Genomic DNA, 11151 nt, shown 5'->3' with positions numbered 1-11151 from the left:
GCGCATGGACGAGGGGCCCTTCGCGAAGGGCCCCTCGTCCATGCGCCGGATGCGGTGTTCAGGAGGCGGCCGGAGCGACCGGGCTGTCACGGTGGATGACACGGGACCGGGTCAGCAGTCGGCCGTCGCGGCGAACCAGTACGTCGTCGACGGTGAAGGTCGGCTGGAAGGCCACCTTCCCCTCCCGGTCGGTCTGGGTGACCAGCGTGTAGTACGAGACACGCAGCGTGTCCTCGTCCGCCGGGTCGGACTCGATGAGCAGATGGCCGAACCAGTGGCGTACGGCGATGTCCTGGTAGCGGGGCAGGTTGGCGCGCATCCCGGCGATCATCTCCACCTGGCCGCTCTGCCGCTGGCCGCCCGCGTGCACGACCTCGCCGTCCTCCGTGAACGTGGCGGCGAAGCCCTCGATGTCGAGGGCGTCGACCCGTCGCATCTGCTGGGCGTAGAAGGTCTGCACCTCGGCATACAGGTCACCGGTGACCTGCGGACGGAGGGTCCCGACGGGCTGAGACATGGCAACTCCCTTCGCGACGGCCGCCCCCATGGCTGCCGCCGTCCCCACCAGGCTGCCGGGCGCGGCTGCAGTGCCACTGGAGACGCGCTCGCTCCCTGCTCCAGGGCGGCGTGTGGCGTCAACCGAGCCGCCGGACCGGTTCCGACGGTGACGAAGTCCGCCGCCTCAGCTCCGCGGCAGCACCGGGAAATCCACCGGCCGTGTCCCGGGCTCACGCGTCCAGCCAGGCCTCCCCGTTGCGCGCGACGTCGTAGACCCGCTCCACCTGGGTGGGGGTGAACACGCCTGTCAGCGGGGCGAGGGCGGACACCTGGCGCTCCCGGCAGACCCGGACACCGGCCGGGGTGGCGACCACCTCCAGCTCGGTGACACCGGTGAACACCAGCACGGTCTGCACGGGCACGTCGAAGGCGCAGTACGCCTCCAGCGCCGCCCTGGCCCGCCGGGCCTCCGGCCGGCCGTCGAGCGCGTACGGCTGCGGGGTGCCGTCGTCGATGCGCAGCGTGTCGTCACCGATCCGTGCCGAGGTACCGGGGCGGTACTCGGTGCTCACCGCGAACACCCCGCCAGGACCGATGAGCAGATGCCCGATCTCCGTGCCGTCCGGCAGGGGCACGGAGTGCAGGACCCGCCAGCCGTGCCGGGTCAGCCGCTTGAGCTCGGCCCCGACGCGCCGCTCCCCCGAGAGGGCGCCGCGCCGCGGGTCCGCGTCCTTGTGCCGCCGCAGCGCCCCGGTGGCCACCCGTACGAGCGCCCCGGTCCCGCCCTCGCCGAGCTGCTCCCGCAGCGCGGCCCCCGGCCGCCGGGACGCGAGGTCGCTCGCGGGGGTCAGCGCGGGCAGCACGGCGGGCCGGCGTCGCCGCCGCTCGGTCTCGGCCGCCGGAGGCCCGGCCGGAGCCGTGGCAGCCGGGGCCTCAGCCTCGACCAGATCCGGACCGATCACCTCCGCTTCTGGTACGGGCGCCCGCTGCGGCGCGGCCACGGTCCCGGGCTCCGGCGCGACCTCCCGTACGGGCTCGGGCTCGGGCTCCGGCGTCGGCTGCCGTAAGGCTGTCTCCCCCGGCCCGGCGCCCCGCTTCCGCATCCCCCGCATGGGCGGGATCCGCGGGACCGGCGGCGGCGCCGGCGGGGCGGGGTGTCCGGCCGGGGCCTCCTCGTCGACGAGGGCCGGCAGGCCGGGGACCTGGCGTGCGAGTGCGTCGGTCACCGCGTCGCGGTAGCGCGGGTGCAGGACCGTGATCGTGCCGCTGCCCCTGTCCGCCCATCCGATCGCGGTGCCGTCCGGCAGATTCACATAGAGCCGGTCGTGCCCGAAGAGCTGCCATGACGTGACCTTGAGATCCTGCATCGTGCCCCCTCTGTTCGCACCCCCGGCCATCCTTGCTCTCCCAGCCTGTACGGCGGTCCGGCTCCCGCACAGGGCGCAGAGCGGGCGCGCGGGATCGCGGGAGCACGGCGTTCCGGAGCAGTCCGGGCCCTCTGTGCCCCGGGCTGCTCCGGCATCCCGGTCAGGCCGGCGGGAGTCCCGGCGCCGGATATGCCTCCATCATGGTCCGCACTTCTTCCCTGACCTTGGAAACGGTCGATTCATCACCTGTACGAGCGGCATCGACCACAAGACCGATCCACTGTGCGACCGTCCCCATCTCGGCGGACCCGATGCCCCTGGAGGTCAGGGCGGGGGTGCCGATACGGATGCCGGACGGGTCGAAGGGCTTACGGGGGTCGTAGGGGACGGTGTTGTGGTTGACGACGATCCCGGCCCGGTCGAGGGCCTTGGCCGCGATCTTCCCGGAGACGCCCTTGCCCGTGAGGTCGGCCAGCAGCAGGTGGTTGTCCGTACCGCCGGAGACGAGGTCGAAGCCGCGTGCCGCCAGCTCCTCGCCCAGCGCGCGGGCGTTGGCGACGACCCGGTGGGCGTACGCGGCGAAGTCCGGCCCCGCTGCCTCCTTCAGCGCCACCGCGATGGCGGCGGTGGTCTGGTTGTGCGGGCCGCCCTGGAGACCGGGGAACACGGCGCGGTCGACGGCCTTGGCGTGCTCGGCCGTGGTCAGCAGCATCGCGCCACGCGGCCCGCGCAGGGTCTTGTGGGTGGTGGTGGACACCACGTCGGCGTGGAGGGCGGGCGAGGGGTGCGCGCCTCCGGCGATCAGCCCCGCGATATGGGCGACATCTGCCACCAGCACGGCTCCCACCTCACGGGCGATCTCGGCGAACCCCTCGAAGTCGATCGTCCGGGGCACGGCGGTACCGCCGCAGAAGATCAGCTTGGGCCGCTCGGCCCGCGCCAGGTCACGCACCTCGTCGAGGTCGACGCGCCCCGTGTCGCGCCGCACGCCGTAGCGCACGCCCCGGAACCACGTACCGGTGGCCGAGACGCCCCAGCCGTGGGTGAGGTGTCCGCCCATCGGCAGCGCCATCCCGAGGACGCTGTCGCCGGGCTCCAGGAACGCCAGATAGACGGCGAGGTTGGCCGGGGACCCGGAGTAGGGCTGGACATTGGCGTGGTCCATCCGGAACAGCGCCTTGGCCCGCTCGACGGCGAGGGTCTCCACCTGGTCGATGACCTGCTGGCCCTCGTAGTAGCGCTTGCCGGGGTAGCCCTCGGAGTACTTGTTCTGCAGGACGGTGCCCGAGGCCTCCAGCACGGCGGCGGACACGTAGTTCTCACTGGGGATCAGGCGCAGGGTGTCCGCCTGGAGCCGCTCCTCGGCGTCCACCAGGGCGGCGAGCTCCGGATCGGCGGCTGCGAGGGCGGGGCGGTTCGCAGCGGTACGGGTCGGGGCGGGACGGCCTGCATCGGTCGGCTGTACGGCCACGGGGTTCCTCCCGGGTCGGTCGCACGCGGGCGACATGGACCCGGAATGCCCAGGCGGACGGCTCTCCGGCGATGACGCCCCGGGCGCGCCCGGGGAGTGCCGCTCCCTCGTGGTCGTTTCCACGGAGCACCCCGTGCGGGGTACGCGCCAGTCGCGGCAGTGGGCACTTTACTGCGGGGCGGCCGGTTGCGACACCGCGCACGCCCGGGGCGCGCGCACGCATCAGGCCGAGGTGCGCTTTCGTGTGCCTCCGGACGTCTTCTTCGCCGCGGAGCTCTTGGCCGGGGACTTCTTCGCCGCGGACTTCCTGGTTTCGGACTTCTTGGATTCGGACTTCTCGGGCGCGGTCCTCCTGGCTGCCGTCTTCGCGGGAGCCGATTTCGCGGCCTTCTCGGCAGGGGCCTTCTTCGCGGCGGTCTTCTTCGCCGCTGTCTTCTTCTGTGCGGCCTTGTCCGGTGCCGCCTTCTTCGCTGCCGCTCCGGTCTTCTTCTTCCCGATGGGGTGGACGTCGGCGACCTCTCCCCCGCGCCCGCCGTCCGCCCTCTCCTCCCCGTGGGACTCCTTCGCCGCCCGCACACTGCTCTCCAGCGCCGCCATCAGGTCGATCACCTTGCCCTCGGGCTCCCCGGCCTCCTCCTCCGCCACCGGTTCGCCGGCCGCCTTCGCCGCGACCAGTTCCTCGACCGCCTCGCGGTAGTCGTCGTGGAGCGTGTCCATGTCGGCGTCGCCGAGTGTGTTCATCAGCGCGTCCGCGAGGTCCAGCTCCGCGTCGCGGACCTTGACCCCGGCTTCGGGGGCGACGCCCTCGGGTGCCCGGATCTCGTCCGGCCACAGCAGGCCGTGCATCGCGATCACGTCGTCGGCCACCCGCAGCATGCCGAGCCGCTCCCGCCCGCGCAGCGCGTACTTCGCGACCGCGACCTTGCCGCTGCGCCTGAGTGCCTCGCGCAGCAGGGCGTACGGCTTGGCGGCCGGGACGCCGTTGGCCGAGAGGTAGTACGCCGAGTCCAGCTGGAGGGGGTCGATCGCCGAGGCCGGCACGAATCCCTCGATCTCGATCGTCTTGGCGGTGGGGAGCGGCAGCGAGGCCAGGTCCTCGTCGGTCACGGGGATCACCGTGCCGTCGGCGTCCTCGTACGCCTTGACGGTCTCGGACGCGGGCACCTCCTCCTCGTCCAGCTCGCAGACCTTGCGATAGCGGATCCGGCCCCCGTCCTCGGTGTGGATCTGCCGGAAGGAGATCGTGTGGTTCTCGGTGGCGTTCATGAGCTTGACCGGAATGCTGACCAGTCCGAACGAGATCGAGCCGTTCCAGATGGACCTCACCGTTCACCCCTTACGCCCGCCACAGCCGCAATGATGCGATTTCGTGTGATTCTTATCGTATGACGCCGATCACAGAGGTGGAGGGGCGGCGCCTGGCGCTCAGCAATCTCGACAAGGTGCTGTATCCGGCCACCGGTACGACCAAGGGCGAGGTGCTGCACTACTACGCGGCCACGGCGGCGGGCGTGATGCTGCCGCATCTGCGCGACCGCCCACTGTCCTTCCTGCGGTACCCGGACGGCCCGGAGGGGCTGCGCTTCTTCACCAAGAATCCGCCGCCCGGTACACCCGACTGGGTGCGCACGGCCCCGGTCCCCCGCAGCGACGATCCCGACGCCCGGCAGGTGCTCGCCCAGGACCTGCCGTCGCTGATGTGGGCGGCGAATCTGGTGGTGGAGTTCCACACCCACCAGTGGCGGCAGGACTCCCCGGCCGTGGCCGACCGGATGGTGTTCGACCTGGACCCGGGGCTGCCTGCGAGCGTCGTGGACTGCTGTGCGGTCGCCCTGTGGCTGCGGGAGCGGCTGGCGGCCGACGGGCTGCCCTCGTACGGCAAGACCTCCGGCTCCAAGGGGCTGCATCTCCTTGTACCCCTGGAGCCCGCCCCCTCCGACGAGGTGACGGCCTACGCGAAGGGTCTGGCGGTCCAGGCCCAGGAGGCGCTGCCCGAGCTGGCCGTCCACCGGATGACGCGGTCGCTGCGCCCCGGGAAGGTGTTCGTGGATTTCAGCCAGAACGCCGCCGCGAAGACCACCGCGGCCCCGTACACCCTGCGGGCGAAGGACAGTCCGACCGTCTCCGCACCCGTCACCTGGGACGAGATCGAGGCGTGCGGGACACCGGGCGATCTTCGCTTCCTCGCCGGCGACATGGCCGCGCGGCTCCAGCGGCACGGAGATCTGCTCGCCCCGCTGACCGACCCCGGGCAGGCGCGCCCCCTGCCCCGGGACTGAGCGGAGCGGAGAATACAGGGCTCGCACAGCCCCTTCACAGCCATCGCGTCCACGGCGAGGAAAGGCCGCAAGTGGCGGGTGGATTGTCGTGGCCGTGGTGCACACTCTGCGCAGACACTGCTTCGCGGGCACGGTTGCGGCCGCGCGGAGACAAGCCCGACCCACCCTCATGCGCCGGTCGGGCCGATACACGGGGAGGGTGTGGCGTGTTCACGGGGATCGACGAGGTCGACTGGGCCTCGATGGAGCATGCCTACGGCCCGGCCGGCGATGTGCCGGGGCTTCTGTACGGACTCGCGTCCGCCGACCCGGCGGAGCGGGAGAGCGCGCTCGACGGGATGTACGGCGCGGTGCACCACCAGGGCGATGTGTACGCGTGCACGCTCGCCTGCATACCGTTCCTCTTCGAGCTGGCCGTGGATCCGGGGATACACGACCGGGGCGGCATCGTCGAGCTGCTCACCAGCATCGGCGGCATCGATCTGGACGAGGACGACGAGAGCGAGCTGGACGAGGACGAGATCGAGGACGTGGCGAACTACGCGATGGCCGCGGCCGCCGTGTCCGCCGGGTCCGCGGTGTTCTTCGAGCTGGTCGCCGACGAGGATCCGGGCGTACGGCTCGCCGCACCGCTGGCCCTGGCCAGCCTGCACGGCAGGCCCGGCAGGGTGCTCACGCTGCTGCGGGAGCGGCTGCCGGTGGAGGCCGACGACGAGGTGCGGCTCGCGCTGGTCGAGGCCGCGGGCCGGGTCGCCCTGCGCCACCGGCCGCTGGCGGACCGGGCGGCCGACTGGCTGAGCAGGCTCGCCGCTGAGGCGTATCCACCCGGCCTGCGGCTCGCCGCCCTCGCGCAGCTGGCCCGATGCGCCCCCGACGCGCTGCCCGGTGATGTCGTACGGGTGGTGTCGGGCCTGCTGCGGGAGCTGCGCTCCCGGACCGGCAGGCCGGAGCCGCCCGCCGCGAAGGCGCCGGGGAGCGACGATGCCGGGGCCGGCCGGGCCGCATCGCCGATGGCGGTGGGCCGGCTGCGGGAGCTGGCGGCCGAGGAGTCCGCGGGCCGCGGTACCCCGTGGGCCGCCGACCTGCTGCGGACGCTGCACGCCGGCCTGGACGACCGGGTGGAGGACCGTACGGCGCTGCTGGCCGACCAGCTGTGCAGCCCCGACCCCTGGCAGCGCGTCGACGCCGTGCGGCTGAGCGGGGGCCTGATGCGGTCCTGGCGCGGTTCCTACGAGGGCCTGGTGCGGCTGGTCGGCGCGCAGCTCACGGATCCTGAGCCTCGGCTCGCCGAGGCCGCGTCGCAGGTGCTGGAGGAGCTGTTCGACCTGGCGGCTCCGGCGGCCGACGCGCTGGCCGGGCGGGTGGCGGCGGACCCCGGATCGTGGGTCAGGGAGTGGCCGAGCGGGCCACCTGGCCTGGGCTCGGCGGTGAAGGCGCTGACCAGGCTGGGCGACCCCAGGGCGCTGCCCGCGCTGGCGGCGGCCCTGGAGCGCCCGGAGGTGCCGCACGACGTGGGGTTCGCGATCCGCTGCCTCGGTGACGCGGCGGCCCCGCTCGCGGGGACGCTGCGGCGCAGGCTCGGCGAGGTCGGCCTGGACGAGGGCGCGTTCGACCGGGCGAGCCCGCTCCTCGCCGGGCTGACGGCGCTGCGCGCGGGCGAGGCCGCTCCCGAGGTGCTGCGGGTGCTGCGGGGGGCACCCGAGTACCGGGGCGAGTGGCTGCGTACGGCGGCCCTGCGGGCGCTGGCGTCGTTCGGGCCGGCCGCCCACTGCGCCGTTCCTGAGCTGCGGCGGCTGATCCTGCGGCCGGGGACCGCGGAGGCCACGGAGGCGGCCCAGGCCCTGTGGGCTGTCACGGGCGACGTGGCCACGGTGCTGCCGGTGCTTGCCGAGGGGATGAGGGCCGAGCAGGTGAACGACTGCCGGACGGCGGTGAGCGCGCTGGGCGGTCTTGGGAGCCGGGCCGCCGCGGTGACGCCGAGGCTGCGGGCCCTGCTGGCGCACGACGAGCTCTGGCTCCGCGTCGACGCCGCGATCGCCCTCTGGGAGATCTCGGGGCGGACCGGCGAGGCCGTGCCCGTGCTGCTGACCGCATGGGAGAAGAACCGTCACGTCAGAGTCCGGGTCGCGGAATGTCTGGCGCGGATGGGTCCGGCTGGTGCAGGGTCGGACACGGCACAGGTACTGCGTGCCGAACTCCTCTCCGTACGCCGCCACAACGCGGTGGAAGGCGCGTACGGCGGTCACGACACTCATGCGGACGAGAAGCTGCTGGCACTCTGCCGGCGGGCGCTTCCGGGAGACACGGGAAAAGGAACCACAGCATGATCATTTTTGGTACGCGGGGCTACCTCTACCAACTGGCGGTGCTGACCATGGTGTGCGGCTGGTGCGGCAATCCGGCCGCACACACCCTGCGCAAGCGGGTCACCAAGTTCACCCTGTTCTTCGTGCCGCTGTTCCCGTTCTCCACGAAGTACGCGACGCAGTGCACCTTCTGCGGCGGGGAACGGCAGATACCGAAGGAGCACGCCGACCAGCTGCTCGCGCAGGCCCAGGGAGGGCAGGACGGCAACCCGTACGGCGCGGCGCAGCAGCGGCAGCACGGTTGAGGGCGTTTGCGCAGCCCCGGGCGGACGGTGCCACGAAGCTGACATAAGGGAAATAACACCCGCCTCTTGCTACGTTGCGGGGCATGACCGCAACGACGGCGGAGGCACGCCCGCCCGAGCTACGCCTGCCCAAGCGGCGCGGGGTCGAGCTCTCGCTCCTCATCGGGGCCGTGCTCATCTCCGTCTACGGCTACGCCGCCGTCGGCCTCGCCAGGAACAACGCCGTACCTCCCGACGTCGCGGGTTACGGCGCCGGTCTCGGGCTCCTCGCCCTGCTCGCGCATCTCGCGGTCCGCTTCCGCGCACCGTTCGCCGATCCACTGCTGCTGCCCATCGCCGTCCTGCTCAACGGTCTTGGCCTGGTGCTCATCTACCGGCTCGATCTGGAGACCCCGAACGATCAGGCGGCAACCACACAGCTGATCTGGTCCACGCTCGGGGTCGCCTTCTTCATCGCGGTGGTGGTCTTCCTGCGCGACCACCGGGTACTCCAGCGCTACGCCTACCTGTCGGTCGCCGCAGCCCTCGTCCTGATGATCGTGCCGATCTTCTTCCCCGCGGTGAACGGGGCCAAGATCTGGATCAGGATCGGCGGATTCTCCTTCCAGCCCGGGGAGTTCGCCAAGATCCTGCTCGCCGTGTTCTTCGCCGCCTACCTCGCGGCGAACCGCAACGCGCTCGCGTACACCGGGCGCAGGATCTGGAAGCTCCAGTTCCCCACCGGCCGGGTGCTGGGCCCCATCGTCGCGATCTGGCTGCTCAGCGTCTGCGTCCTCGTCCTCGAACGGGACCTGGGCACCTCGCTGCTGTTCTTCGGCCTCTTCGTGATCCTGCTCTACGTCGCCACCGGCAGGACGGGGTGGATCGCCGTCGGTCTGCTCCTCGCCGCGGCGGGCGCCTTCGTGGTCGGCTCGTTCGAACCCCATGTGCACAGCAGGGTGGAGGACTGGCTCGATCCGTACGCCACGATCAACGCGGGCCAGGGGCCGAGCCAGCTCGCCCAGTCCCTCTTCGCGTTCGCGACGGGCGGCATGCTCGGCACCGGCCTCGGGCTCGGCCACTCGATCCTCATCGGCTTCGCCGCCAAGTCCGACTTCATCCTGGCCACCGCGGGCGAGGAGCTCGGTCTGGCCGGACTCACCGCGGTCTTCCTGCTGTACGCGCTGCTGGTGGCCCGGGGCTTCCGTGCGGGTCTGGCCCTGCGCGACCCCTTCGGGCGGCTCCTGTCGGTCGGCCTCGCCTCGATCCTGGCGCTCCAGGTGTTCGTGATCGCGGGTGGGGTGATGGGGCTGATCCCGCTGACGGGGATGGCGATGCCCTTCCTCGCCCAGGGCGGATCGTCCGTGGTCACCAACTGGATCATCGTGGCGCTGCTCATCAGGGTCAGCGACGTGGCCCGCACCCCTGACCCCGATACGGGCACCGCACCGGCCGAGGAGCGACCGTGACCCGCCAGATCCGGCACGCGGCGGGATTCTGCCTGCTCCTGCTCCTCGCCCTGCTGGCGAACGCCGCCCGGGTCCAGCTCTTCGAGGCCCATGAGCTCACGACCAACTCCGCCAACCGCCGCACCACCATCGACCGTTACGACCAGCCCCGGGGCAACATCCTGGTCGGCGACGAGCCCGTCACCGGTTCGAAGGACACGGGGCAGCAGCTCGCGTACGAGCGCACCTACCGCCACGGTCCGCTGTACGCACCGGTGACGGGCTACGCCTCGCAGACGTACGGCACCTCGCTGCTGGAGAACGCCGAGGACGCCGTCCTGACCGGCACCGCACCGATCCTGGCCCCGCTCCCGCTGTGGGGGGACATCACACGCAGCCGGCAGCCGGGCGGCGATGTCGTCACCACCATCAAGGACTCGATGCAGCGCGCGGCGTACGAGGGCCTGGACGGCCGGCGCGGCGCGGTCGCCGCCCTCGACCCCTCATCGGGGCGGATCCTGGCGCTGGTCTCCTCCCCCTCGTACGACCCCGAGCTCCTCTCCGGCACCGGCTCCGCCGTCACCGACGCATGGGGGCGGCTCAACCGCGCGCAGAGCCGGCCGATGCTCAACCGGGCGATCCGGCAGACGTATCCCCCCGGTTCGGCCTTCAAGATCGTGACGGCGGCGGCCGCGCTGGACTCGGGGGTGGTCACCGATCCGGACGAGGAGACGGACACCCCGTCCCCGTACGTGCTGCCCGGCACCTCGACCACCCTGCCCGACGAGTCACGCGGCTGTGCGAAGGCGTCCCTGGCGGACGCGATCCGGGTCTCCTGCAACACGGTGATGGCCCATCTCGGTGTCGAGGTGGGGCTCGACGGGATGCTGGATGCGGTGGGCAGATTCGGTTTCAACGACGACGGCCTCACGATCCCCTCAGGGGTGGCCCGCAGCAATTTCGACTCGGACATGAGCGACGACCAGCTGGCCCAGTCCTCGATCGGCCAGTTCGACACGACTGCGACCCCGCTCCAGATGGCGATGGTGGCCTCGGCGGTGGCGAACGGGGGCGAGCTGAAGCGCCCACATCTGGTGGACCGGGTGACCACCGACGACGGGGACACGGTGCGGAAGCAGGACTCGGACTCGTACCGCCAGGCCATGGACCCGGCGACGGCCCGGCAGCTCCAGCGGATGATGACCGACGTCGTGGAGGACGGCACCGGCACGAACGCTGCCATCGACGGCGTGAGGGTCGGCGGCAAGACGGGCACAGCGCAGCACGGGGTCGACAACTCCGGTACGCCGTACGCCTGGTTCATCGCCTGGGCGCAGTCACCGGACTCCGGACGCCCGGCGGTCGCCGTCGCGGTGGTCGTGGAGGACGCGGCAGCCGACCGGGCCGACGTCAGCGGCGGCGGCAACGCGGCCCCGATCGCGCGGGCGGTGATGGAGGCGGCGCTGGAGGACAGCGACTGACCCCATGGCCCGGCGGG

9 protein-coding genes are annotated in these 11151 nt (G+C 72.2%); 5 read left to right on the top strand and 4 right to left on the bottom strand.

The genetic code is table 11. The features are described 5' to 3' along the window. Positions 1 to 58: 58 nt before the first annotated feature. The 4 genes from AB0C75_RS19125 to AB0C75_RS19110 form a co-directional block, all read right to left on the bottom strand. Entirely contained in the window at positions 59 to 517 is a 459-nt protein-coding gene (locus AB0C75_RS19125; RefSeq protein ID WP_362892222.1) for a nuclear transport factor 2 family protein, read from the bottom strand. A gap of 211 nt (positions 518 to 728) precedes the next feature. Next, positions 729 to 1865, bottom strand: coding sequence for a nuclease-related domain-containing protein (locus AB0C75_RS19120; protein ID WP_362892220.1), 1137 nt, complete (start codon positions 1863 to 1865; stop codon positions 729 to 731). Between the two features lie 160 nt (positions 1866 to 2025). Then, complete coding sequence (gene glyA, locus AB0C75_RS19115; RefSeq protein ID WP_362892218.1) at positions 2026 to 3336, bottom strand: serine hydroxymethyltransferase; 1311 nt, start codon at positions 3334 to 3336, stop codon at positions 2026 to 2028. Between the two features lie 222 nt (positions 3337 to 3558). Next, complete coding sequence (locus AB0C75_RS19110) at positions 3559 to 4662, bottom strand: Ku protein (protein ID WP_362892216.1); 1104 nt, start codon at positions 4660 to 4662, stop codon at positions 3559 to 3561. A 59-nt stretch (positions 4663 to 4721) separates the two neighbouring features. Here AB0C75_RS19110 and ligD point away from each other — a divergent pair, with 59 nt between their 5' ends. The 5 genes from ligD (at position 4722) to AB0C75_RS19085 (ending at position 11134) form a co-directional block, all read left to right on the top strand. Further along, complete coding sequence (gene ligD, locus AB0C75_RS19105; protein ID WP_362892214.1) at positions 4722 to 5615, top strand: non-homologous end-joining DNA ligase; 894 nt, start codon at positions 4722 to 4724, stop codon at positions 5613 to 5615. Between the two features lie 206 nt (positions 5616 to 5821). After that, on the top strand, positions 5822 to 7942 hold the full coding sequence (locus AB0C75_RS19100) for a PBS lyase (protein WP_362892212.1): 2121 nt from the start codon (positions 5822 to 5824) through the stop codon (positions 7940 to 7942). Next, positions 7939 to 8226 (top strand): zinc-ribbon domain-containing protein, encoded by a 288-nt coding sequence (locus AB0C75_RS19095; RefSeq protein WP_362892210.1) that lies wholly within the window; start codon positions 7939 to 7941, stop codon positions 8224 to 8226. Before AB0C75_RS19100 ends, AB0C75_RS19095 begins: the two co-directional genes overlap by 4 nt. 83 nt (positions 8227 to 8309) lie before the next feature. Continuing rightward, complete coding sequence (locus tag AB0C75_RS19090; RefSeq protein ID WP_362892208.1) at positions 8310 to 9674, top strand: FtsW/RodA/SpoVE family cell cycle protein; 1365 nt, start codon at positions 8310 to 8312, stop codon at positions 9672 to 9674. After that, on the top strand, positions 9671 to 11134 hold the full coding sequence (locus AB0C75_RS19085; protein WP_362892206.1) for a penicillin-binding protein 2: 1464 nt from the start codon (positions 9671 to 9673) through the stop codon (positions 11132 to 11134). Before AB0C75_RS19090 ends, AB0C75_RS19085 begins: the two co-directional genes overlap by 4 nt. Positions 11135 to 11151 lie beyond the last annotated feature (17 nt).

Origin of the sequence: Streptomyces sp. NPDC048565, assembly GCF_040650935.1 — a bacterium.
Taxonomy (GTDB): Bacteria; Actinomycetota; Actinomycetes; order Streptomycetales; family Streptomycetaceae; genus Streptomyces.
Note: the sequence above shows the minus strand (reverse complement) of the source record. Positions and strands in the feature narration are given on the sequence as shown.